This is a genomic window from Microbacterium sp. F2E (genome assembly GCF_020905435.1).
GTDB lineage: Bacteria > Actinomycetota > Actinomycetes > Actinomycetales > Microbacteriaceae > Microbacterium > Microbacterium lacticum.
This window is the reverse complement of sequence record NZ_JAJJIB010000050.1, coordinates 1-905: the sequence shown is the minus strand read 5'-3', so window position 1 is coordinate 905 and position 905 is coordinate 1. Positions and strand designations below refer to the sequence as shown.

Genomic DNA, 905 nt, shown 5'->3' with positions numbered 1-905 from the left:
CGGCGATCATCGCCGAGACGGCCCGCACGATGCCGCACACGCTGCGGTCGATCCAGATCGCCGACGAGAAGGTCGCGGAGCTGAGCATGCTCTGCGGGTTCGACGACGACCTCGCCGGTCAGATCGTCCAGGTCTCCAACCGGATCAGGGGTCTGCTCACCCAAATCCACCCGGCGCTGGAACGCGTGCTCGGGCCGCGGCTGGATCACCCCGCGATCCTGGACCTGCTGCAGCGCTACCCGTCGCCGGCGGCGATGAAGACTGCGGGTGAGAAGCGGCTCGGGACCCGGCTGCTGAAGAACGCGCCCCGCAAAGGTCGTGTCTGGGCGGCAGAGATCATGACCGCGCTCGGCGAGCAGACCGTCGTGGTGACCGGCACCGACGCCGCCGCGCTGGTGCTCCCCAGGCTCGCAGAGCAGCTCCAGGCGTTGCGGCGGCAACGCGACGAGATCGCCATCGAGGTCGAGAAGATCGTCGACACTCACCCTCTTCAGCCGGTCCTGACGAGCATGCCCGGAGTCGGCGTCAGGACTGCAGCCCGGCTCCTCACCGAAGTCACGACGAAGAGCTTCCCGACCGCAGGGCACCTCGCCGCCTACGCCGGCCTCGCACCAGTCACCAGGAGATCGGGCAGCTCGATCCGCGGCGAACATCCCTCCCGACGGGGCAACAAGATCCTGAAACGAACCATGTTCCTCTCCGCGTTCGCGGCGCTCCGCGACCCCGAGTCCCGGGCCTACTACAACCGCAAGATCGCCCAAGGCAAACGCCACAACCAAGCACTCATCGCTCTCGCCAGGCGCCGCTCCGACGTCCTGTTCGCGATGCTCCGCGACGGCACCCTCTACCAGTCGCGCATCACCGAACCGGTCCTCGCCGCTTGACAGAAGACATAGGGGCACCCC

1 protein-coding gene is annotated in these 905 nt (G+C 67.8%); it reads left to right on the top strand.

What is annotated here, in order from left to right; translation table 11 throughout:
* A partial coding sequence (locus tag LOK55_RS13930; RefSeq protein ID WP_229935848.1) for an IS110 family transposase occupies nucleotides 1-884 on the top strand: 884 nt, incomplete at its 5' end.
* Nucleotides 885-905: the final 21 nt, after the last annotated feature.